At 73.0% G+C, this 21,556-nt stretch carries 24 protein-coding genes; 8 read left to right on the top strand and 16 right to left on the bottom strand.

Annotation, left to right across the window (positions count from 1 at the left end; translation table 11 throughout):
• Window positions 1–8 precede the first annotated feature (8 nt).
• The 15 genes from fabG to ACQUSR_RS21640 all read right to left on the bottom strand — a co-directional run bounded on the left by fabG (window position 9) and on the right by ACQUSR_RS21640 (window position 12,879).
• Complete coding sequence (gene fabG / locus ACQUSR_RS21710; RefSeq protein ID WP_431044258.1) at window positions 9–752, bottom strand: 3-oxoacyl-ACP reductase FabG; 744 nt, start codon at window positions 750–752, stop codon at window positions 9–11.
• 20 nt (window positions 753–772) lie between these two features.
• Window positions 773–1,273 carry a 3-hydroxyacyl-ACP dehydratase FabZ family protein gene (locus ACQUSR_RS21705; protein ID WP_431044257.1) on the bottom strand — a complete coding sequence of 167 codons (501 nt, stop codon included), beginning with the start codon at window positions 1,271–1,273 and terminating at the stop codon, window positions 773–775.
• Window positions 1,270–1,671, bottom strand: coding sequence for a 3-hydroxyacyl-ACP dehydratase FabZ family protein (locus tag ACQUSR_RS21700; RefSeq protein ID WP_431044256.1), 402 nt, complete (start codon window positions 1,669–1,671; stop codon window positions 1,270–1,272). Before ACQUSR_RS21700 ends, ACQUSR_RS21705 begins: the two co-directional genes overlap by 4 nt.
• Before the next feature lie 10 nt (window positions 1,672–1,681).
• Entirely contained in the window at window positions 1,682–1,936 is a 255-nt protein-coding gene (locus ACQUSR_RS21695; protein WP_431044255.1) for an acyl carrier protein, read from the bottom strand.
• Between the two features lie 67 nt (window positions 1,937–2,003).
• Window positions 2,004–3,122 (bottom strand): beta-ketoacyl synthase N-terminal-like domain-containing protein, encoded by a 1,119-nt coding sequence (locus tag ACQUSR_RS21690; RefSeq protein ID WP_431044254.1) that lies wholly within the window; start codon window positions 3,120–3,122, stop codon window positions 2,004–2,006.
• A gap of 16 nt (window positions 3,123–3,138) precedes the next feature.
• A complete protein-coding gene (locus ACQUSR_RS21685; RefSeq protein WP_431044253.1) occupies window positions 3,139–3,933 on the bottom strand; it encodes an SDR family NAD(P)-dependent oxidoreductase in 795 nt (264 codons plus the stop codon).
• A gap of 13 nt (window positions 3,934–3,946) precedes the next feature.
• A complete protein-coding gene (locus ACQUSR_RS21680) occupies window positions 3,947–4,906 on the bottom strand; it encodes a beta-ketoacyl synthase N-terminal-like domain-containing protein (protein WP_431044252.1) in 960 nt (319 codons plus the stop codon).
• Complete coding sequence (locus ACQUSR_RS21675) at window positions 4,903–6,099, bottom strand: beta-ketoacyl-[acyl-carrier-protein] synthase family protein (protein WP_431044251.1); 1,197 nt, start codon at window positions 6,097–6,099, stop codon at window positions 4,903–4,905. Before ACQUSR_RS21675 ends, ACQUSR_RS21680 begins: the two co-directional genes overlap by 4 nt.
• Window positions 6,099–7,115, bottom strand: coding sequence for a hypothetical protein (locus ACQUSR_RS21670; protein WP_431044250.1), 1,017 nt, complete (start codon window positions 7,113–7,115; stop codon window positions 6,099–6,101). The genes ACQUSR_RS21675 and ACQUSR_RS21670 overlap by 1 nt, the downstream gene beginning before the upstream one ends.
• The gene (locus ACQUSR_RS21665; protein WP_431044249.1) at window positions 7,115–8,002 is read right to left on the bottom strand and encodes an alpha/beta fold hydrolase; all 888 of its coding nucleotides are present in this window, start codon (window positions 8,000–8,002) and stop codon (window positions 7,115–7,117) included. The genes ACQUSR_RS21670 and ACQUSR_RS21665 overlap by 1 nt, the downstream gene beginning before the upstream one ends.
• A complete protein-coding gene (locus ACQUSR_RS21660) occupies window positions 7,999–9,009 on the bottom strand; it encodes a beta-ketoacyl synthase N-terminal-like domain-containing protein (protein ID WP_431047763.1) in 1,011 nt (336 codons plus the stop codon). The genes ACQUSR_RS21665 and ACQUSR_RS21660 overlap by 4 nt, the downstream gene beginning before the upstream one ends.
• A 5-nt stretch (window positions 9,010–9,014) precedes the next feature.
• A complete protein-coding gene (locus ACQUSR_RS21655; RefSeq protein ID WP_431044248.1) occupies window positions 9,015–10,154 on the bottom strand; it encodes a beta-ketoacyl-[acyl-carrier-protein] synthase family protein in 1,140 nt (379 codons plus the stop codon).
• Window positions 10,151–11,398 (bottom strand): beta-ketoacyl-[acyl-carrier-protein] synthase family protein, encoded by a 1,248-nt coding sequence (locus ACQUSR_RS21650; RefSeq protein WP_431044247.1) that lies wholly within the window; start codon window positions 11,396–11,398, stop codon window positions 10,151–10,153. The genes ACQUSR_RS21655 and ACQUSR_RS21650 overlap by 4 nt, the downstream gene beginning before the upstream one ends.
• A gap of 38 nt (window positions 11,399–11,436) precedes the next feature.
• Window positions 11,437–11,688, bottom strand: coding sequence for an acyl carrier protein (locus ACQUSR_RS21645; protein WP_431044246.1), 252 nt, complete (start codon window positions 11,686–11,688; stop codon window positions 11,437–11,439).
• Window positions 11,689–11,871: 183 nt separating this feature from the next.
• Window positions 11,872–12,879, bottom strand: a complete 1,008-nt coding sequence (locus ACQUSR_RS21640; protein WP_431044245.1) for a response regulator transcription factor — start codon at window positions 12,877–12,879, stop codon at window positions 11,872–11,874.
• Window positions 12,880–13,143: 264 nt separating this feature from the next.
• Here ACQUSR_RS21640 and ACQUSR_RS21635 point away from each other — a divergent pair, with 264 nt between their 5' ends.
• Window positions 13,144–14,718 carry an MFS transporter gene (locus ACQUSR_RS21635; RefSeq protein WP_431044244.1) on the top strand — a complete coding sequence of 525 codons (1,575 nt, stop codon included), beginning with the start codon at window positions 13,144–13,146 and terminating at the stop codon, window positions 14,716–14,718.
• A gap of 24 nt (window positions 14,719–14,742) precedes the next feature.
• On the opposite strand, the gene ACQUSR_RS21630 is transcribed toward ACQUSR_RS21635, so the two are convergent.
• A complete protein-coding gene (locus ACQUSR_RS21630; RefSeq protein WP_431044243.1) occupies window positions 14,743–15,279 on the bottom strand; it encodes a GNAT family N-acetyltransferase in 537 nt (178 codons plus the stop codon).
• Between the two features lie 118 nt (window positions 15,280–15,397).
• Here ACQUSR_RS21630 and ACQUSR_RS21625 point away from each other — a divergent pair, with 118 nt between their 5' ends.
• From ACQUSR_RS21625 to ACQUSR_RS21595, 7 genes are all read left to right on the top strand, one after another.
• Complete coding sequence (locus ACQUSR_RS21625; RefSeq protein WP_431044242.1) at window positions 15,398–15,913, top strand: hypothetical protein; 516 nt, start codon at window positions 15,398–15,400, stop codon at window positions 15,911–15,913.
• Complete coding sequence (locus ACQUSR_RS21620; protein ID WP_431044241.1) at window positions 15,910–16,422, top strand: NUDIX domain-containing protein; 513 nt, start codon at window positions 15,910–15,912, stop codon at window positions 16,420–16,422. Before ACQUSR_RS21625 ends, ACQUSR_RS21620 begins: the two co-directional genes overlap by 4 nt.
• Before the next feature lie 197 nt (window positions 16,423–16,619).
• Window positions 16,620–17,636: a zinc-dependent alcohol dehydrogenase gene (locus ACQUSR_RS21615; RefSeq protein ID WP_431044240.1), complete on the top strand. Its 1,017-nt coding sequence runs from the start codon at window positions 16,620–16,622 to the stop codon at window positions 17,634–17,636.
• Window positions 17,637–17,677: 41 nt separating this feature from the next.
• Window positions 17,678–18,484: an LLM class F420-dependent oxidoreductase gene (locus tag ACQUSR_RS21610; protein ID WP_431044239.1), complete on the top strand. Its 807-nt coding sequence runs from the start codon at window positions 17,678–17,680 to the stop codon at window positions 18,482–18,484.
• A gap of 2 nt (window positions 18,485–18,486) precedes the next feature.
• Window positions 18,487–19,770 carry an MFS transporter gene (locus tag ACQUSR_RS21605; protein ID WP_431044238.1) on the top strand — a complete coding sequence of 428 codons (1,284 nt, stop codon included), beginning with the start codon at window positions 18,487–18,489 and terminating at the stop codon, window positions 19,768–19,770.
• Window positions 19,771–20,028: 258 nt separating this feature from the next.
• Window positions 20,029–21,291 carry a cytochrome P450 gene (locus ACQUSR_RS21600; RefSeq protein ID WP_431044237.1) on the top strand — a complete coding sequence of 421 codons (1,263 nt, stop codon included), beginning with the start codon at window positions 20,029–20,031 and terminating at the stop codon, window positions 21,289–21,291.
• A gap of 16 nt (window positions 21,292–21,307) precedes the next feature.
• On the top strand, window positions 21,308–21,553 hold the full coding sequence (locus ACQUSR_RS21595; RefSeq protein WP_431044236.1) for a ferredoxin: 246 nt from the start codon (window positions 21,308–21,310) through the stop codon (window positions 21,551–21,553).
• Window positions 21,554–21,556: the final 3 nt, after the last annotated feature.

The following is a 21,556-nucleotide window of genomic DNA, read 5'->3' as shown; positions in this document are numbered from 1 at the left end:
CGCCTCCCTCAGATGACGATGCCGCCGTCGACCTGGAACACCGCGCCGGTGACGTAGTCGGCGCGGACCAGGTACGCGACCATGTCGGCGACCTCTTCGGGGCGGCCGAAGCGGCGCAGCGGAATGCTCTTCTCCGCCTGCTTCCTGACCCCGTCGGACAGGCCGGCCGTCATGTCCGTCTCGATGTAGCCCGGTGCGACGACATTGGCCCGGATGTTGTAGCGGCCGACCTCCTTGGCGAGCGACTTGGTGAAGCCGATGATCCCGGCCTTGGACGCGGCGTAGTTGGTCTGCGTCGCGTTGCCGTGGACCCCGGCCACCGAGGAGACGGTGACGACGCAGCCGGACTTGCGCTTCATCATCTCGAAGACCACGGACCGGCAGACGTGGTACGTGCCGTCGAGGTTGACGTCGAGGACCTCGTGCCACTCCTCGTCCCGCATCAGCAGCAGCGGGTTGTCCCGGGTGATCCCGGCGCAGACCACGGCGACGTCGATGTCCCCCAGCCGCTCCTGGGTGAAGGCGACCAGCTCGCGCACCGAGTCGGCGTCGGAGACGTCGGCCTGGCGGCCGACCACCCGGCCGGCGCCCAGCTCGGCCGCCTCCTTCTCCAGCGCGTGGGCGGCGTCCGGGTCGGCCCGGTAGCAGAACGCCACGTCGAAGCCGTCCTGGGCCAGCCTCAGCACGGTGGCGCGGCCGATGCCCCGCGATCCGCCGGAGACCAGCGCGACCCGCCTGGTGGTGTCGGACATACGCTCGTTCTTCCCTTCCGTTACTTCTGCCGCTCGCCGGGGGCGGCCCCGGTGAGCTCCGACGCCGGGCGCATGGCCATCGTGACGCGCTCGATCCGCATGACCACCTCGCCCCCCACGGCGCTCTCGCCTTCGAAGACGACGGCGTCGCCGATCGAACGGCTGAGCCGTACCCGGTGCTCCACGACGTCGCCGGGCAGCACCGGCCGGACGAACTCCGCGTCGGAGACGCCGGCGAAGAGCATCACCCGGCCGCTGAGCACATCCGGGTTGGGGTTCTCCCACGTCACCAGGGTCCCGGCCGCCTGGCACCAGGACTCGACCAGCAGCACCGGCGGGTACGCGTACTCGGCGTCGGGTGCCTCGTCGGCGAGCTCCGCGTACCAGGGCTCGTTGGCGGTGACGGCCTTCAGCGCGGTCAGCCGCTCGTTCGGCACCAGTTCGGTCACCCGGTCCACCAGCAGCATGGGATAGCGGTGCGGCAGCACCCGTTTGATGTCGGCGACGGTGAGCGGGGTCATCGGTCTCCCCGGGGTGCGAAGCGGAGCGTGATCTGGGCGGACCGGCCGCGGTCGGTGGACGATACGGCCTTGCAGCGCCAGGCGTCGCCGTCCTCCGCCCGCTTCCAGGTGAGTTCGGTGGTGAGGGTGTCCCCGGGGAAGACCGGGCTGACGAAGCGGGTGCTCTCGATCGCCGCCAGGGTCCAGCGGTCGCCGGGCTCGGGCAGGGTGGCCAGGGCGCTGAGCCGGGCGTACTCGATGACGCAGACGCCGGGGAAGATCGGGAATCCGGGGTAGTGGCCGGCGAAGACCCGCTCCGCGGGGTCGACGAGCACCACGGTCCTCGCGGGCCCGTCGGCGGCGCCCGGGTCGGTGACCTCGGGCGTGCCGTCGACGGGGCCGCGTCCTCGCGGTGGCATGGTCACCGGGTCACTGCCCCAGCTTCTTGGCGATCAGGTCGTAGGCCGCGCGCAGGCAGGTGATCTTCTTCAGCTCACGCTCGCCCAGCTTGATGGAGTACTTCTTCTCCAGCTCGACCATGACCTCCAGGGCCATGAGGGAGTCGACGCCCAGGTCCTCGACGAAGTTCGCCTCTTCGGTGAGCTCCTCCTCGTCCACGTCGAGTACGTCGGCTATGAGAGTGCGCAGCTCGTCGAGGTCGAGGGTGGTGGCGGTGTCGGACACGGTGTCTCCTTCTGTCGCGGTTCCGGTGGTGGAGTGGTGGTGAGGTCTGTGTGCCGCCGCGGGGCTGTCACCGGGTCCGCAGCAGGGCGGCGCCGACGACACCGTCCCGGTCGACCGAGGTGACCAGGGCGGGGCTGCCGGGCTCGGCACCGCCGCGCTCGGCCGTGGCGAGCACCGCGGCGATCTGGAACGCCGCCGACGCGGCGTGGGTGTCCCCGATGGAGTCGGCGGGCGCGAGCCGCCGCGGCCGGTGCTCCCCCAGCACGTCGGCCAGCGCGCCCTGTTCGGCCTGCCCTTCGGCGCCCGGCGGCCGGCCGTCGGCGACCGCCCACACCTCGCCGGGGTCCGTGCCCGTACGCTCCAGCAGGCGTCGCAGGACGTCGGCGAGTACGGCGCGGGCCTGGCCGGGGCCTGGCGCGAAGCCGAACTCCAGCCCCGCGACCTCGGCCAGGCCGGCCCGGCCGTGGGCCGCGGCGGCCTCGGCGGGCTCCAGCAGCCATACGGCCGCCCCCTCGCCGAGCACCGCGGGGTCCTCGTCCGCGGCGCGGGAATGCCAGTCCAGCCAGGCGCGGGCGGCGGAGAACTCCTCGACCGCGCCGCACAGCACCGTGTCCGCGCGGCCGGCCCGCCGCAGGCGCAGCGCGTACCGCAGGGCGAGCAGCCCGGTGGCGCGGCCGCCGGCGATGGTGGTGTTGGGGCCCTTGAGCCGGTGCCAGATGGCGGACTGCCCGGCGGCGCAGTTCATGACCGTGTTGGGGAACCGGGCCGGGTCGACGAAGAACGGCTTCTCGCCGACCAGGGAGTCACGGGTGAAGTCCATGATGCTCTGGGCGCTGCCGGTGCTGGTGCCGAGCGCCAGTCCGGCGTCCTCGCCGACTCCGGCGAGCCGGGCGGGCTCGCCCTCGGCGGGGTGGTCGGTGAGCAGCTCCCGCAGGGCGGTGACGGCGAGTCCGGTGGCCCGGTCCATGGAGCGGGTGCCCTTGCGGCCCAAGGTGTCCCGGAGGGAGAAGTCGGGGACCAGGCAGGCGTGCGGATGCGGCACGGGCCAGGTCCCGGGGTCCAGCGACGCCCGGGCGGTGCGGCCGGACGCCAGCCCGGTGGCGAAGTCCTCCCCGGTGAGGCCCCAGGGCGACACGGCGGCCCAGGCGGTGATCAGCGGGGGGCCCTCGGTGGTGGCGGAAACCATGGTTCGCGTGCGCTCCTCAGCCCGTCAGGTTCTCGCCGCCGTCGACGCCGATCACGTTGCCGGTGATCCACGAGGACTCGGTGCGGGACAGCAGGACGACGGCCTCGGCGACGTCCTCGGGGCGGGTCAGCCGCCGGTGCGGGTTGGCGTCCGTGGCGTTCGCGATGAGCCGCTCGCTCTCCGGGATGCGCTCCAGGGACGGGGTGACGGTGACGCCGGCGCGCAGCGCGTTGACCGCGACCCCGGTGGGGGCGAGTTCCAGGGCGAGCTGGCGTACGTGGGACTCCAGGGCGCACTTGGCCGCGGAGACCGCGCCGTAGTTGGCGGTCACCTTGAAGTCGCCCGCGCTGGTCATCGCGTAGATCTTGGCGCCCTTGCGGAGCAGGCCCGCGCCGAACAGGTCCTGTGTCCAGTACACGAGCGAGTGAGCCATCACGTCGAGCGTCATGTTCATCTGGCGGGAGGTCAGCCCGGGGGTCTCCGCGGCGGGCAGGAACGGCACCAGGGTGCCGAAGGCCAGCGAGTGCATGAGGATCCTGACCCCCTTGCGGCCGGTCAGGTCGGCGATCCTCGGCACCAGTTCCTCGCGGGTGCGGGCGGAGGCTGCGTTGGCGTTGAAGAAGTGGGCCTGTACGCCGTCGGAGCGGATCTCCTCCTGGGCGACCGCGGCCTTCTCCTGGCCTTCGGCGGTGTCGAAGTGCACGCCGACGACGTTGACGCCCGCGCGTCCCAGCTCGCGGGCGGTCGCCAGTCCCATTCCGCTGGAGGCGCCGAGGATCAGGGCCCAGGAGCCTTCCAGAGAGGCGGTCATCGTTCTGCTCTCCTCATCGCTTGTGATCGGTGCCGGGCTTGTGGCCGGTGTCCGTTTCCGGGCCGCCGCCCGGGGTGACCAGGCAGACCGCGACGTTGCCCTCGGCCGCCGCGGTGACGACGGCGGACGGGCGGTCTCCGCCGGCGCGCAGCGCCGCGGCCACGCGCAGCACCGGTTCCAGGCAGCCCGCGCGTGCGGGGACGTGGGTCGTGCCGCCCCCGAGCGCGGTGGCGACGGCCCGGCCGACCGGTGAGTCGTCGAGGACGGCGGTGGCGGCCAGGCCGGTATCCAGGCCGTGGCCGAGTTCCTTGAGGGCGCCGTCGACCAGCTCTCGCGCGAGCGTCGCGTCGTGGGCGGCCCGCGGGGGCAGGAAGAACGAGCGCGCCGCGACCCGGCCGTACGCCGCGCCGCCCCGGGCCGCGACCGCGGCGGCCGGCTCCAGCACCAGGGCCACGGCCCCCGCCTCGGACGCGTCCGCGCCCGGCTCGGTCGGCGGCAGCGCCTCCTCGGTGGCCCCGGCCAGCAGCCAGTCGGCGCGGCCCAGCGCCACGCAGCGCTGCCCGGTGCCCAGCGCGTCGAAGCCCGCGACGCGCGGGCCGACCAGGGTGATGTTGAAGCCCTTGAGCGCGTACTCGGTGGCCGGTCTGCTGCCGAAGAGGTTGATGGAGAAGTACGGCGCGAGGGCCGGGCTCAGGTCCGCCGCGCTGGTCTGGAGGACCGTGCGGTCCATCCGGTCGTGCAGCGCCTCGGCCGCGCTGTTGGTGCCCACGGCGGCGCCGCGCAGCTCGGGGTGCACGGCCTCCAGGCTGTCCTGGCCGGCCGATTCGAGGGCTCGTTTGGCGGCGGCGAGGAAGTACTGGGTGGCGGTGGGCAGGTACTTGTAGCCGCGCCTGCCCAGGGCGGTGCGGTGGTCGAAGCCCTCCGCGTCGACCACGCCGACGCCGGTGACCACCAGGTCGCGTCCGCCGCTCACAGGGTGGCCTCCTTCAGCACCAGGGACACGTTGTTTCCGCCGAACGCGTAGGCGTTGACCAGGCCGTAAGGGCCGGTCGGCGCGGTGGGCCGGGTCGGCAGGCGTACGGCGCAGTCGGGGTCCCGCTCGCCCAGCGGCACGTTCGGCGGGACCGATCCGCGGTGCAGGATGAGCGCCGCGGTCAGGACGGCGAGCGCGGCCGCGGCCCCGCCGGTGTGGCCCAGCAGCGCCTTGAGGCTGTAGAGGGGGGTGTCCCGGGCGGCGGCCCCCAGCACGGTGTTCAGCACCCGGCTCTCGACGGTGTCGTTCAGCTCGGTGCCGGTGCCGTGCGGCACCACGAACCCGATGCCGCCGCCGTCGGCCGGTGCGCCCGCCTCGCGCAGCGCCTGCCGCATGGCCCGCTCGATCTGCTCTCCCCCGGGTTCGGGCGCGGTGGTGTGGTACGCGTCGCAGCTCCAGCCGGCGCCCGCCAGCTGGGCGTACGCCTTGGTGGCGCCCCGCCGGCGGGCGTGCGCGGCGGACTCCAGGACCAGCACGGCGGCGCCCTCGCCGAACAGCGTGCCCCGGCGCGCGGCGTCGAAGGGGCGGCAGCGCTCGGGGTCGATCGCGCCGAGCCGGTTGAAGCAGGCGAGCGCGACCCGGGAGTACGCCTCGGAGCCCCCGGCGATGACCACGTCGGCCTCGCCGCAGCGGATCAGGTCGGCGGCCACGGAGAGCCCGAAGCCGCCGGCCGCGCAGGCGTTGCTGACGCTGGCGTTGGGGCCCTGGGCACCGAGCCAGCCGCCGACCACCGAGGACACCGCGAAGGTGGGCGTCCAGCGGTCGCCCTCGGCGGAGCCCGCGGCGCGCCACTGGTCGTGCAGCCCGGAGTCGCCCATGGCGGTGGCGACGCATACGGCGACGCGGCGCGGGTCGGTGACCGGCACCGCCAGCCCCGCGTCGGCGACCGCCTGGCGCGCCGCCTCCAGGGCGAGCTGGGAGGCGCGTCCGAGCGTCAGGCCGTCCTGCTCCTGAGGGCCCGCGGGCAGGTCGGCCTCCGGCACCATGTAGAGCAGCGGGTGGTCCATGCGCGCGTCCGGGTCGGGCACGCGGCCGGGGGCGCTGCGCGCCGCGTTCATGCCCGCCCAGTACGTGTCGACGCCGGAGCCCAGGCAGGAGAGCACGCCCAGTCCGGTGACCAGTACGTCGTCCATCAGGCGCCGACCGGCTTCCCGTTGAGGGCGTCCAGCACCTTCTGGTCGAAGGGCACCAGGCGCCAGTCCCGGCGGCTGGCGATCTCGGCGTAGCCGTGCGTGATCGTGCCGGTCTGCACCAGGTGGAACGCGCTGTTCCGGATGACATAGTTGTCCATGCGGGAGGTGTACGTGAGGTCCTTGAAGACCTCCTCCACGGTGTAGACCGTGTACAGGTCCTCTTCCATCAGCGCCTCGTCGACGACGCGGACCGTGGAACGCGGGACGACGGGGATCCAGCGCCGCTCGTCCAGCAAGGTCTTGATGGAGATGCCGCGGTCCGCGACGAAGCGGTCCTTGGCCTCCTCCATCAGCCGCAGGTAGCCCGACAGTTGGAGGCGCTCGGTGAAGTGGCAGTAGGGGTAGGAGACGGTCCACTTCCAGGCGTGGGCGTTGCGGCCGCGCGTGAGCGCCGCGAGCACCGCCTGCTCGTCGCCGCCCGCCGCCAGCGCCGCGGCCGCCGCCGCGGAGTGCTCAGGGGCCGGGTCGGCGACCGGCGGCAGGTCGGCGCCGAGCCGCTCGACCGCGAACGCCCCGAGGTCGGCCGGGACCTCGGCGGTGGCCGGCAGGTAGGTGTCGACGCGCAGCGCCAGGCGGACCTTGGAGGTGACGGCCTTCAGGGTCTCGCCGCCGCGGTCGATCCGGAGGGTCACCTTGAAGGTGAGCGCCTGCTCCTCGCCCTTCTTGCGCACCGGCTCGACGGTGGCCTCGGCCTCGTCGTCGAGGTGCAGGGCGTGCAGGATGCGGGTGTCCATACCGACGAAGTCGACGCCCAGGCCGTGTTCCTCGTACAGCTGCCGGGCGGAGACCCCGGACTCCTTGAGATGGACCAGGACGGCTTCCTCGACGAGGTAGTTGACGTGCTTGAAGCCGATCCAGGTGCAGATGTTGACGCCCTCGTAGCGGGGCCGCATCCGCACCACGGTGGCGTCGTTGAGCAGGGCCTCGGTGAGCGTCGGCGCGACGGCGGCAGTCATCAGTCGTACTCCATGGCGGATAGGTCGGCGGAACGGTCGGAGGATCGGTCGGCGGAGGCGTCGGCGGAGGCCGCGGAGTGGCCGGCGTCCGGCGCGGGCGGGGCGGTGAGGGTGCGGAGGAAGCCGTTCACCGCTTCGGCGAACTCGGCCGCGCGCTCCACCATCGTGAAGTGGCCGGCGTCCGGCAGGATCCGGGCCGTGGCGTCGGGCAGCGCTCGTGCCAGCGACCGGGCCTCGTCGGGGAAGGCTGCGATGTCCGTCCCGCCACCGAGGATCAGGAACGGCATGGACATCCGCTCGACGGGCAGCCGCGGGGTGTTGAGGTAGGTGTCGAAGAACCGCATCCAGCCGTAGGGCCCGATCCGGTCCCGGACCTTGCGGGCCATCTCCTCCCGGACGTCCGGGGCCAGCTGTCCGCGGGAGCTGACCCGCAGCCCGTCGGAGAGGACGTCCTGGAAGCGGTTGAGGTAGTACGACATCGCCTCCCAGTCGAAGTGCTCCTCCCGGGGGCGGTAGAACGGGGAGATCAGCACGGCGCCGCGAGGGGTGCGGTGCGACGGCTGGTCCTGCCGGCTCAGCCAGGCCAGCACCGCGTTCGCGCCGAACGAGTGGCCGACGACGACGTCGGGGGCGTCGGGCAGTCGGGCGACGGCCTGCTCCACCCAGGCGTCGGCGGGGCGTTCGTGCCAGCCGCGGATGCCGAAGCCGCGCCAGGGCAGTTCGGCCGTCCACAGCTCGCAGGCCGGGTCGGCGCGCTCGGCGAAGGGCGCCCAGACGGCGGCGCTGCCGGCCAGCCCGTGCAGCAGCAGGACCCTCAGCGGGGTGCCCGGGGTCCCGGCGGTGCGGGCGCGGCGCACCACCACGGGCTGTGCGGGCTCGGTGTTCACGACGCTCCGTACGGATTGAGCCAGAGCCCGGCGACGCCGTCGGCGGTGTCGTCTCCGGCGGTGATCAGGGCCCGGCCGCGGCCGCCCGCCGCGGCGATCCAGGCGGTCGCGGCGGCGCACTGCAGGACGCCGAGAGCGCCGGAGGACCGGCCGAAGGCGCGGCTGACATCGCGCCGGGGGACGGCATCGGGGAGGAGGCCGCCGCCCCCCGACTCGTACCGTTCGGGGGTGAACCAGATCCCGGGGTCCGCGCGACCGGTGCCGAGCAGAGCGCCGACGCAGGCGCGCACGCTGGGGCGGCGCTCGTAGGCACCCAGCGCGGCGACCGGGACGGCCCCGCGCTCGCGGGCGGCGTCGGCGCTCTCCAGGACCAGCGCGACCGCGCCGTCCAGGAGTTCGTCCGCGCCGTGGCCGGTCAGCTCCTGCACGACCTCGTTGCGGGTCTCGACGCCGATGACCAGGGCGCGGCGGATCCGGCCCGCGGCGACCAGGTTGGCGCCCCAGTGCACCGCGTCCAGGCCGGACGCGGGACCGTTGCACAACAGGGTGTTGGGCCCGCGCAGCCCGAAGCGGATGGCGACGGTCGAGGCGACGACGTTGCCGGAGGCGTTGGGCAGGTCCATCGGGCTGATGGCGGTCACGCCCCGCTCGCCGATGGTGGTGGCGGTCCGGCACACCGTGTCGAGGTTGCCGAGGTTGGAGCTGGCGACGACGCCGACGGAGCCGCCGGGTACGGTCAGCTCCTCGCCGTCCGCGGGGATCAGGCCCGCGTCCCGCAGCCCGCCGACCGCGGCGCACAGCGCCAGCCGGGTCGCGCGGTCCTTGTAGCGGTGGCCGCGGCGGCCGATGACGGCGGTGGTGTCGTACGTGTCGGTGCCGACCGGGGTGCCGCGCAGCAGCTCCGCGGGGTGCGCGGCGCCCGGCAGGGCGAGCCCGACGCCGGTGACGGCGATCTCCACGGCGCTCCTGACGGCGGGCTCCGCGGCGCTCCTGACGGCGATCTCCACGGCGCTCAACGCCCCGCCCTCTCCACTATGGCGACCGCGTTGACGCCGCCGAAGCCGAACGCGTCGATCTGCGCGACGCCGATGTCCGCGCCCTCGACCCGGCCGGTGGCGAACCGGAAGCCAGCGGCCTCGTCGACCGGGTCGGCCAGGCCCACGGTGGGCGGCACCCGGCCCGAGGCCATCGCCCGCAGGGCGACGATCAGGCTGACCAGGCCGGCGCTGCCGGAGGTGTGTCCGGTCATGGACTTGATGGCGGTCATCAGCGGGGCCGTGACGTCCGTGCCGAAGACCTCGGCGATGGCGGTGGCCTCGGCCTCGTCGTTCAGCAGCGTGCCGGTGCCGTGCAGCAGCACCAGGTCGATGTCCCCGGGTTTGACGCCCGCCTGGCGCTGGGCGTCGCGGACCGCTTCGGCGATCCCTTCCGGGTCGGGGGCGGTGACATGGTGCGCGTCGCAGTTCATGCTGACGGCGCGCAGCCTGCCGAGGGCGCCCCGGGCGGCCTCGGGCGTCTCGCGGCGCAGCACCACGGCGGCCGCCCCGTCGCCCATCAGCACGCCGCGGCGGTCGCGGTCGAAGGGCTGGACGCGCTCCGGCGGGTCCATGTGCACCCGGTCCAGCAGCCCGTACATGCTCTCGGTGAGCGTGTCGACGCCCGCCACGACCACGTGGTCCTCGGCGCCGGAGGCGATCAGGTCGGAGGCCATGGCCAGGGCGTACAGGGACGCGGAGCAGGCGCCGGAGAAGGTGTAGGTGCGGGCGGCGCCGAATCGTTCCCGTAGCGCGGTGCCGAAGTGCAGCCGGTCGAGGCCGAAGTCGGCGCCGTCGCGGTGGGCGAGTTCGATCGAGCGCAGCTCGCGCAGGCCGGTTCCGACGAGGATCGGTACGCCGCTGAGGTCGTCGCCGAGGCCGGCCTGCTCGGCGGCCTGTTCGACGGCGCGCAGCAGCCAGGCGGTGGCGCGGCCGGGGACGTCGCCGTCGCCGGGCCGGTCGTCGATCTCGTAGGCGTTGCGGGTCCGGTACCTGGTGCGGTCGAAGCCGCGCAGTCCGGCCAGCCCGGTGGTGCCCGCGCACAGGGCCCGGAAGATCTCGTCGATGTCGTCGCCGACGCTCACCACGGCACCGGCGCCGGTGATCAGCTGGCTCACGCCGGTGCCTCCACCCGCTCGCGCTGCCACGCGCCGAAGATGACGACGGCGTTGTTGCCGCCGAAGGCCAGGCCGTTGTTCTGGACCACTTTCAGGTCCGCGTCGACGGCGTGGTTCGGTACGCAGTCCAGGCCGCATTCCGGGTCGGTGCGGACGTGGTTGACGGTGGGGGGGATGAAGCCCTCGCTGAGCGCCAGCGCGCAGCCGATGGAGGCCAGGGCGCTGGCGGCGCCCATGCTGTGGCCGAGCATCGACTTGAGGGAGACGGTGCGCGGCGGGGCCTGGTCGCCGAAGACCTGGCGGATCGCGCCGGCCTCGGTGACGTCGTTGGCCTTGGTGCCGGTGCCGTGCGCGGAGATGAAGTCGACCTCGGCGGGCTCGACTCCGGCGTCGTCCAGGGCCAGCCGCATACAGCGGGCGACGCTGTCCTGGTTGGGGGCGACGGGGTGGGAGGCGTCGCAGTTCAGTCCGTAGCCGAGGACCTCGGCGTAGATCCGGGCGCCGCGGGCGAGGGCGGACTCCAGCGACTCCATGAGCAGGACGCCCGCGCCTTCGCCGGTGAGGATGCCCTTGCGGTCGATGTCGAAGGGCTGGCAGCGCTCGGGGGCGATGGTACCCAGCCGGTAGAAGCCGGTGAACGTCTTGCGGCACAGGGCGTCGGCGCCGCCGCACAGGGCGTACTCGACGTCCCCGGCGCGGATCGCGTCGAATCCGTACCCGATGGCGTAGTTTCCGGCCGCGCACGCGGTGGGCAAGGTCACGGCCTCGACCCGGCGCAGGCCGAACTCCTGGGCGATCGCGGCCGAGAGCCGGCCGGCGGGGACGCGGCGGGCGATGACGGCGTCCATCTTCTCGGGGCCCTGCCGTACGGCGATCTCGGTGAGGTGGTCCAGGTCGCGCGACTCGCCGTCGGTGGTGCCGATGGAGACGAGGCAGGCGGCGTCCCGCAGGTCCTCCTCGGAGAGTCCGGCGTCGGTCGCCGCCATGCGTGCCGCCGCGACCGAGAACTGGCTCGCGCGGCCGAGGGTGCGCACATCGAGGTGCCGGATCCACCCGCCGGGGTCGAAGTCCGTGATCTCGCACCCGATGGCGTGCTCGAAGCCGTCGGTGTCGAAAGCGGTGATGGGCTTCGCGGCGGATTTCCCGGCGCGTAGCCCGACAAGGAAGTCCGCGGTGCCCACGCCGATGCTGGACACCGTTCCGAGTCCCGTGATCACGACTCTGCGGGCCGACGTCTCTCGCATGGCTGCCTGTCTCCTGGAAGTGAAGCCGAGTTCGCCGATTACCAGCCGGCCGCTTCGGCGACGACCTCGTAGACTCCCTTGAGATTGACCATGCGTCCCAGTTCGGACTGATTGATCACGACATTGAACTCCTTCTCCAGCGCCGCCAGGATTTCAATGGCGCGCAGCGAGTCGGCGTCGTGCTCCTCCTTGAAGAGGCTCGTCTCCGTGACCTCATCGGCCTCGATCTCAAGGATGTCGATGACGATTTCCTTGATGGCTTGCCGGCGCTCTTCGACGATGGCGGTCATGGGCCGCACACCTCCTTGTTTCGTCATGAACCAATCGGCGGGGGAGTTTCCGACGAACGGCCATGACGCTAGGTGGCGGGCAACTGCCGCTACAAGGCCGGAGTCCACTACCTGTCACACCCCTTGACGTGGTCAACGACCGTTGACTCGGGGTGTCATGGACCTGCATGGGAGTGATGCGGCTCACCCACCGTCCGGCTCCATCAGGCCGCAGCGTACGGCGCGTACGCCGGCCTGGAACCGGGAGTCCACCTGGAGGTCGCGCATGATGTCGGCGACGTAACGCCGGTAAGTGCGCACGGAAAGGCCCAGTTTCCGGGCGGCGGCGTCGTCCTTGTACCCATTGGCCATGAGGCTGAGCACTTCCCGCAGGACGCGGCCGCGGGCGCCCCCTTCGAAGGACAGCCGGGTGGGGCGCTGGGCGGTGGCCCACATGCCGTCGAGCAGGTGGTGCACCATGCCGGCGACGGTGGAGTTCTGGATCATCGAGCCCGTGGAACCCGTGGAACCCGTGGAGCCCGTGGATACCTGGGCCGCCTGGGACGGGTGCGGCGGCTGGGACGCCTGGGACGGATGCGGCAGCTGGGACGCCTGGAGGGCGCTCGGCTCGCCTGAGGCGGCGTCGGGCGCTATGACGGCGGCGGCGTCGACGACGACCAGTTCCTGGCGGGCCGCCCGGGAGATCCGTACCTCTACTCCCTCCCCTAACGCGCCGACGGTACGAGCCCACAGCGCGCCGCGGATCACCGGCGGCGGGCAGAGCATCCGGGTACGCACGCCCTTGGCCGCGAGTTGCGTCAGCGTCTGCGCGATGAGCCTGCCGTGCGCTTCGGAGGCGACCTCGGGCAGGCTCCAGATGACGTCCCGCTCGGCCCTCAGCACCAGCCGGGCCACCCAGCCCGCGACCGCCTCGCCGTCCACCGGCAGGTCCGCGGTCACACAGGCGAGGGTGCTGCGGCGGTGGTGGTGGACCGCCGACTCCAGCAGCACCAGGGCCTGGCCGAGGGCGGCTTCGAGGCTGTCGGCGGAATCCTGGCCGGAGAAACCGGCGGGTGTGCCCTGACCGGCGAAACCGGCAGATGTGCCCTGACCGGAGAAACCGGCAGGTGCGATACCGCGGGTGCCACCCGGTCCGGCGACGGCCGCCGCCCCCGATCCCTCGCCATGGCGCCCGGAATCACCTGGTTGCATTCCGAAATGGCTCAAAGGGCACCCCCTGTTGCCTTTTGCAGAACAGCGATCAGCCCCCGCCAATGCCAACGCACCATAACCAGCACATGTGCCTGCGGGCAAGGAAGATCATAATCATCAGGGCAGTTCGCGACAGGCCGGGACGTTTCCATGAAGCCGCCCCCGCTCCCTTGACTGCCGGTAACTTCTCGTTGCGCCAGCTAGCCATCCCTTGTCGTACGACACGGACCGCACCGCCCGTGGTCCCCGAAAGGCGCTGCACACATGGCCGCACAGCACACCGCGCCCTCCTCCTCCGCCGCTCCCGACGATTCCTCCGGGCCCCCCACCGGCCGCCAATGGCTCGCGCTTTCGGTGCTGGTCCTGGCACAACTGGCCGTTTGGCTGGATAACACCGTTCTCAACGTGGCGCTCAAAACCCTCGCCGACCCGTCGGCGGGGCTCGGCGCCAGCCCCAACCAGCTTCAGTGGAGCATAAGTTCCTACACGCTGGTCTTCGCGGTGCTGCTGTTCACCGGCGGGGTGCTCGCCGACCGCTACGGCCACCGCACCCTGCTGCTCACCGGCATGCTCGGCTTCGGCGCCGCCTCGGCCTGGGCCGCCTACGCCGACTCGGCCACCGAACTCATCGTCGCGCGCGGGGCGATGGGGGTCGGCAGCGCCCTGATCATGCCCGCCACCCTGGCGCTGATAGCCCAGGTCTTCGACGAGCGGCACCGCGCCACCGCCATCGCCATCTGGTCCGGCTCCAGCGGACTGGCCATCGCCACGGGACCGATGCTCGGCGGCGCGCTGCTCGACCACTTCTGGTGGGGCTCGGTCTTCCTCGTCAACGTCCCCATCGTGGTGCTGTGCCTGGCCGGCTCGCTGGCCTTCCTGCCCGGGGCCGCCACCAAGGTCAGGCAGAAGTTCGACCCGCTGGGAGTCGTGCTCTCCACCGCGGGCCTGTTCGCCGTCGTCTGGGGCATCATCGAGGGCGGCCACCGCAACGACTGGACCGATCCGCCCATCCTCATGTCCCTGTCCGGCGGAACGCTGCTGATAGCCGTCTTCGTCATCGTCGAACTCCGCGTCGCCAACCCCAGCTTCGACGTGAGGCTGTTCCGCAACACCCGCTTCACCGGCGCCAGCGTCGCCGTCATGCTCGTCTTCTTCGGCCTCAACGGCTGCATGTACTACACGAGTTTCTATCTCCAGGGCGTACACGACCAGTCCCCGCTGACCTGCGGGCTCGCCCTCGCCCCCATCGCGGCCGGGGTCCTGCTGGGCGCCCCGGTCTCGGCCGTGCTCGTCAAGCGGTTCGGGGTCGGGCCGGTGGTCACCACCGCCATGCTCATCGCCGCCACCGGGTTCTGCGGCTACGTCTTCCTCGACGAGCGCAGCGGACTCCCCCTCTTCTGGCTCTTCGTGGTCCTGCAAGGCCTGGGCATGGGCGCCGCCGTCGCCCCCACCACCGAGGCCATCATGTCCGTCCTGCCCGCCGACCGCACCGGCGCCGGTTCCGCCGTCAACAACTCCATGCGGCAGGTCGGCGGCGTCCTCGGCGTGGCCGTCCTCGGCTCCGTCCTCACCAGCGTCTACCGCGACGAGATCACCCCGAAGCTGACCGGCCTGCCCCCACAGGCCGCCGACACGGCCCGCGAATCAGCCGAATCCACCCGCCTCGTCGCCGCCCACCAGGACCTGCCCCGGCTGTCCGCCTTCGCCGACTCCGCGTTCATCGAGGCCATGCACGTCGCGGCGGTCGTGGGAGCGGTCGTCTCGGCGGCGGGCGCGGCGATCATCTGGATCACGTACCGCGGGCAACACGGCGGCAGTCAGGGCGCGGGGCGCGGCTAGAGCCTCCCGCGACCGCCATGGCGACTACGCCGTGTCGTACTCGAGCCTGGTGATCGCGTGGACCCGGGTCAGTCGCCCGCAGGTGGGATCCACCAGCTCCCGCTCCACGCGCATTCCCAGTTTGTCCATGATGCGCTCGGAGGCGGCATTACCGACCTGGGCGATGCTCACGATCTTCTCCAGTCCACGATCGCGGAACCCGAAGCACAGCACTTCGGAGCCAGCTTCGCTGGCCAGCCCTCTGCCCCAGAGGGCCTGTCCCAGCCGCCACCCCGCCTCGACCGCCGGCAGCACCTCGGGCAGGAAGCGGGGCACTGACAAGCCGCTAAATCCGGCCAGCCGACCGGTTGCCCGGATCTCGACCGCGAACAGCCCGAAGCCCTCCTCCTCCCACTCCCGCTCCATCGCTTCGATGCCGGCGCGGGTCTGCTCCTCATCCCGGGTCGAACCATCCCCGACCCAGCGCATCACCTCGGGGTCGGCGTTGATGGCCGCCAGCGGCGCGACGTCTTCTTCACGCCAGCGGCGCAGTGCCAGGCGAGGGGGCTGAACCGTGACCATTCGGCCATCCTCACGCACGGCTTAGGCGCCAACACCCGCTGCCCACTGGGCCCGCACCGGCCTCGACCACGCCCGCCGAGGCCCCTGCGTCCCCGCCCTCGCCGCCCGGCTTCACACCATGTCGGCCCGCGCACTGGCCGCCGCCTCCCAGCCCGACCCAGCCGACCGTGCCCTCGAACAGGCCCATCAATTACTGGAGGCTGACCCTGAAGCTGAGCACCCCTGGCTCAGCCCCTTCGACGCAGCCGCCCTGGCAAGCGAATCCGCCTTGGTCCTGCGCGACATGCGGCGCTACGACGAGGCCATGCGGCATGCCGAGCGCGCCATCGTCCTACGAGAGTCCGGCCGGGCACGCTCCCTCGCCTTGAGCCGCATCACCCTGGTCCGCATCCACCTGGACCGCCAAGACCTGGACGCCGCCGTGTCCGTCGGCCATGACCTGATCGCCGCCGACCCCACACTCGGCTCCGTCCGCGTCGTCCAGCAGCTCGACGCCCTGCGTCGGCTCCTGGAGACCCACTGCGGCCATCCGCCCGTACGGGAACTCCTGACCCGCTTCGATGAAGCCAGACGCGCCAGAATGCTGCTGCTCGCCGACATCATCCAGCCGCCCAGCAAAGGCACCGCCTCATGAGGCCCACCCCCGCAGACCCCGCCGCCTGGAACGCCTACCTCGCCGAAGGCAACGCCACCCAGGCCCGAAAGCGCGTCGCTGCCGATGTCATCCTGCGCGACCCGGACGGCCACATCCTGCTGGTCAACCCCACCTACAAGCCCGGATGGGACCTCCCCGGCGGCATGTCCGAAGCCAACGAAGCCCCCGACGACACGGCACGGCGCGAAATCAAGGAAGAACTGGGCCTCGACATCATCCGACTGCACCTGCTCGTGATCGACTGGGTACCGCCCCACGGCCCCTGGGACGACCAGATCGCCTTCATCTTCGACGGCGGAACCCTCACCCACGACCAGGCCGCGGCGATACGTCCCCACGACGAGGAGCTGTCCGAGCTGCGCTTCACCACCCCTGCCCAGGCCGGCATCGCCCTGGAAGGCCGTCTGGGTCAGAGGTTCGAAGCAGCTCTCCAGGCAGTCGCAAAGGGCGCGCCCCGATATCTGCGGGATGGCGCCCCCTTCGTCTGAGTTCCGTTCCCACGTGGCCCGGCTCAAGGTCGCGTGCGCTACGCGTCGGGCGCGGATTTGAGGTGGTGGACATGGTGGGCGAGCCCCGTGCCGGGCTCGCCGGTCCGAGGCCCGCCAGGGCCGACGAAGATCTTGCCTCGCCGACCGGCCCGGCATAGCCTCCGGACACAACATCGTGTATTCGGAAGGCAGTTCGCATGCGCACAGCTGTGATCACCGCAGCGGGCCAGGTCGACCTACGTGACATACCCGTACCGGACGTGGGGGACGACGAGGTGCTCGTGCGCGTCGCCGCCTGCGGGTTGTGCACCATGGAAGGCAACCTCTACGCGGGTCGCATGCCGGTCTACCCCACCGCCGCGGGCCACGAGGTCTCCGGCTGGGTGGAGCGGGTCGGCGCCCGGGCCGCCGAGTTGGAGGACGGGCCGGTCGTCGGCGAGCTGGTCGCCGTCGATCTGCTCACCCGCTGCGGCGCCTGCCGCGGCTGCCGCGGCGGCGACTCCGCCGTCTGCGCCTCGCCCCAGGGCGGGACGCGGGCCGACGGGGCGATCACCATGGGCGCGGGCCTGGCCGAATACGTTCGCGTGCCCGCCGCGCACGCGTGGTCCGTCGGCGACGCGGCACCCGAACTGGCCGCCATGGGCGAGCCGCTGGCCTGCGTCGTTCACTCGCTGCGCCGTGGCGGCTTCCAGGCGGGCGACCGGGTCACCGTCATCGGCGCGGGATACATGGGCCATCTGCACCTGGCTCTGGCCCGCCACTTCCAGGCCCGTTCCGTGGTGGTCGTCGAGCGCGACGAACAGCGCCGCGCGGCCATCGAGGCGGCGGGCCCGGACGCCGCGGTCACCCCCGACCGGCTCGCCGAAGTACCCCGCGCGGACGTCGTCTTCGTGACCATCGCCTCCCGGGAGTCGATCGCCACCGCGCTGGCCGCCGTCGCCGACGGCGGCCGGATCGTCCTCTTCGGCGGCTCCCCCGACGGCCCGCCCGCCGAGCTGCCCGGCTACGAGGTGCACCGCCGCCAGCTGACCGTCACCGGCTCGTACAGCCAGGAGCCCGCGGACTGGCGTACGGCGGCCGAGCTGCTGCGCGGCGGGGCGCTCACCGCCCGCCTGGAGCCGCTGGTCTCCGCCCGCTACCCCCTCGACGAGGTCGAGAAGGCGCTCCGGCAGACCGCGGAGACGCCCGTCTACCGCGTGGTCGTCACGCCGTGACCGAAGTCCGCCCCCGTACGGAAAGCGCAGGTGCCGCAGTCGTGTCCCCCGTGTCCCCAGGACAGTCCGGCCCGCGGGTCGGCGTACAGCTCCATCCCCAGCACACCGACATCGGCCCGCTGCGCGCCGCGTGGCGGGAGGCCGACGCGATGGGCATGGACTCGATCTGGACCTGGGACCACTTCCTGCCGCACACCGGCGATCCGGCGGGCCGCCACTTCGAGTGCTGGTCGCTGCTGTCCGCGATGGCGGTGGAGACCCGGCGGGCGGCCATCGGCCCGCTGGTGAGCTGTACGGCGTTCCGCAACCCGCATGTGCTCGCCGACATGGCCCGGACCGTCGACCAGCTCAGCGGCGGGCGGCTGGTGCTGGGGCTCGGCGCGGGCTGGTTCGAGGCCGAGCACACCGCGTACGGGCTGCCCTTCTCCGGACCGCGTGCGCGCCTGGACGCCTTCGAGGCGTCGGTGCAGGCGGTCAAGGAGCGGCTCGGCGCGCTCAACCCGGGACCGGCGGGTCCGCTGCCGCTGCTGATCGGCGGCGCCGGGCGGAAGCGCACCCTGGAGCTGGTGGCGCGCGAAGCGGACTGGTGGAACTGGTACGGCTGGGCCTCGGCGGACCCGGTCGCGGAGTTCCGGGAGCTGAGCGGCGTACTGGACCGCTGGTGCGAGCACGTCGGCCGCGACCCGGCCGCCGTGGCCCGCACCGTGATGGTCAACCCGGGCCAACTGCCGCTGGTCGAGGGGTTCGTGGCGGCCGGCGCGGTGCACATCGTGCTGTCCCTGCCCGCGCCGTACGACCTGCGGCAGGCCGAGGAGCTGCTGAAGATCCGGGACGGGCTGGGGGGTTGACCGTGACCGCGGAGTCCGCGGGAGCGGGCTCCGAGCGGCCCGGACGGCCTGGACTGCCCGAGCGGCCTGGGCGGCGGTTCACGCTGCTCATGGCCTGCCTGCTGCTGTCCAGCCTGGGCAACGGCCTGTGCTTCCCGTTCACCGCCATCTACGTCAGCGAGCTGCTGGGGCTCGGTTCGGGCGGCGCGAGCGGATACTTCATCGCCATGGCGGCCGCCAGCTTCGCCGCCGCCCTGGTCGGCGGTCCGCTCGCCGACCGGGCCGGGCCGCACCGGGTGGGGGCCCTGGGCGGTCTGGCGCTCGGGGTGGGCTACGCGCTGCTGGCACCCGCCGGAGCCACCCCGCTGGTGCTCGCCTCCGGCGCCTGCGTCGGCGTCGGCTTCGGGCTGTTCTACGCGGCCGTCGTCGGGGTGGTCGACGCGGCGGTGCCGGAGCGGCTGCGCCGTACCGCGTTCACGGTCCGGCACATCGTCAACAACGTCGGCATCGGGGCCGGTTCGGTGATCGGCGGGCTCGCGCTGCACGGGGCCGGCACCCCGGCCGCGACGCTGCGCTGGCTGTACGTCGCCAACGCGGCCGCCGCCCTGCCGCTGGTCGCCGTGGTCTGGGCGCTGCGCCCGCGCACCGGGCGGGGCGCCGTCCCGCGGTCGCCCGACGGGGCCGGGCCGACCTACCGCACGCTGCTGCGTACAGGTCCGATGGCCCTGCTCGTCCTCGCCCAGGCCCTGTTCGCCATCGTCGGCTTCACGCAGATCGAGGCCACCGTGCCGCTGCTGATGCACGACCGGATGGCAGTGACGCTGGGCTGGGTGAGTGCGGTGGTGGCCGCCAACTCCTTCGCCCTGGTGGCGCTCCAGCCGCTGGCGCGGCGCTGGTTCGAGCGGTTGCCGGAGACCGCGTCCCTGGCGCTGGGTCCGGTGCTGTGGGCGGCGGCCTTCGGCTGCGGGCTGCTGGCGGCGGTGCTCGGCGACCGCGGCGGCCCGACCGTGCGGTACGGGCTGCTGCTGGCGTTCGCGGCGCTCTTCGCGGCGGGTGAGCTGACGTATTCCTCCGCCTTCTATCCGCTGCTGCTGCGCTGGTCGGGCGAGGCCGCGGTGGGCCGGGCGAGCGCCCTGGCCTCGCTGGCCTGGAACCTGGGGACGGCCTCCGGTCCGCCGCTCGGCCTGTTCGTCATCGGGCACACGTCGGCGGCGGGCGGCTGGCTGGCGCTCGCCGCCGGAGCGGGCGCGGCCTTCGCGGTGGCGGCCGTGCTGCACCGCCGGGCCGCGCCCGCCTGTGTGGAGTAACCCACCGTGTCCCGGTGGAGTGACACGCCGTGTCCCGGCGTGCGCCGCGGCCGGTCCGGCGCGTGGAACGCGTAGAAGTGGGGTGGGGCCGATCGCGCGCCCCGGCCGTCTCCCGCGTCTCCAGCACTCCACCTCCCCGCGTCCCAAGACTCCAGCTCTCAGCTCCCCGCGTCTCCAGGGCTCCCGCTCTCCGGCTCCCCGCATCTCCAGGGCTCCCGCTCTCCAGTTCCCCGCGTGTCCAGCGGTCGAGGAGGACTCATGACCGGCACGAGGTCCACGCCCTCCTCCCCCACGCCTCCCATGCCGCCCATGCCCCCGATGCACCGGACGCCCCTGCGCGCGCTCGGGCCGCCCCGGCGGGAGCGGCTGCCCACCGGCGTCCCCGTATGGGTGGTGACGCGATACGCCGACGTACGCCGCGTGCTGACCGACCACCGGATCGGCCGAGCGTCGATGTTCGCGCCCGGCGCCCCTCCTGTGGCCACGGCCCCGGGCTTCCTGGACGACCCGGCGTCGCTGCTCAACCTCGACGGTGAGGAGCACCGCCGGCTGCGCCAGACGGTGCAGCGGGCGTTCACCCCGCGGGCCGTCGCCCGCTGGCGCCCGTGGGTCGCCTCGGTGGTCGAAGACCTCCTGGACGAGCTGGAACGGCAGGGGCCACCGGCCGACCTGATCGCGGGGTTCGTCGAACCGCTGCCCAGTACGGTCATCTGTCGGCTCATGGCCCTCGAAGGACATGACACCGCCGCCATGTCCCGCTGGAGCAGCGTGGCGCTCTCACGGGGCGCGTACACCCCCGAAGAGGTGCAGGAGGCCCTGGCGGAGTTCGGGTCCTTCATGGCCGGGCTGCTCGCCGCCCGGCGGGCCGACCCGGGTGACGACCTCGTCAGCGGCCTGGTGGCCGCGGCGGACGAGGAGAGTGGCACAGGGAGCGCGGCAGGCGGCATCGACGAGTCCCGACTCGTCTCGCTGGCCCGCGTGCTGGTGGTGGCTGGGATGGAGACGACCCAGGTGGCGCTGGGCAACAGCATCCTCTATCTGCTCGACGAGGCCCCGGAGGCGTGGCGGCGGCTCAGCGAGGCCGGAACCGAGGACGAGGCGGGAGCCGCGCCGCTGGTGGAGCAGCTGCTGCGGCTCATTCCCCGCGTGGACGTCTCCGCGGGCGACGGGATCCTCCGCCAGGCGACGGCGGACATCGAGATCGGCGGCGTCGCCGTGGCGGCGGGCGACGTGCTGGCCGTGGACATCCTGGCGGCCGGCAGGGACCCGGAGGTGTTCGCCCCGGACCTCTGCGCCGGCACCGACCGCCTGTTCAGCCCTCTGCCCGCCCAGAGCCTCGCCTTCGGCGCGGGCCCGCACCACTGCCTGGGCGCCTGGCTGGCCCGGATGACGATGGAGCTGGCGCTGCACCGGCTCGCCCACCGGATGCCGGGACTGCGCCTGACCGGGCCGATGGACGCGATCGAGTGGCGTCGGGGCATGCGGACCCGCAGCCCGCTGCGGCTGGAGGTCGCCTGGTGACCGCGGACGGTGCCTGGTGACCGCGGAGGCCGACGGCGAGCTGACCGTCCACGTGGACCGCGGGCGCTGCGTCGGCAGTGGGCAGTGCGCCCTCACCGCGCCGGACCACATGGAACTCGACGAGGACGGCCGGGCCCGCCCCCGCCGGCCCACGGCCGGAGCGGATGCGCGCACCCGCCTCACCGAGGCGGCGGAGCTGTGCCCGACGGAAGCGATCACCGTGCGGCTGGCCCGTACCGGCGAGCGGATCGCCCCGGCATGACCG

The sequence above is a fragment of the Streptomyces sp. P1-3 genome, from assembly GCF_050613155.1.
Classification (GTDB): Bacteria; Actinomycetota; Actinomycetes; order Streptomycetales; family Streptomycetaceae; genus Streptomyces.
This window is presented reverse-complemented; position numbering and strand designations above follow the sequence as displayed.